Origin of the sequence: uncultured Lutibacter sp. (assembly GCF_947495725.1) — a bacterium.
In the GTDB taxonomy this organism is placed as follows: Bacteria; Bacteroidota; Bacteroidia; order Flavobacteriales; family Flavobacteriaceae; genus Lutibacter.
Genome location: NZ_CANLZZ010000029.1, coordinates 1 through 201 on the forward strand (window position 1 = coordinate 1; position 201 = coordinate 201).

At 38.8% G+C, this 201-nt stretch carries 1 protein-coding gene; it reads right to left on the reverse strand.

Annotated elements, in window-relative coordinates:
* A partial coding sequence (locus Q0776_RS17770; protein WP_298371370.1) for a hypothetical protein occupies positions 1-201 on the reverse strand: 201 nt, incomplete at both ends.

The following is a 201-nucleotide window of genomic DNA, read 5'->3' on the forward strand; positions in this document are numbered from 1 at the left end:
ATCTGCGTGTGTACTTTCGTTTGTAAAAGTAACTTCTTGTGCTGTTTCTGGATTTGTTGGTGAAAAACTAAACGCTGAAACTGGTGAAACTTGCGCTGCTGTTACGGTTATTGTTTTTGTTATCTCGTCGGTTCCTGCCGAATTGGTAACAACTAGTTTTACTTCAAAATCGCCTGCGGTATCAAAAGTAAATTTCGGATT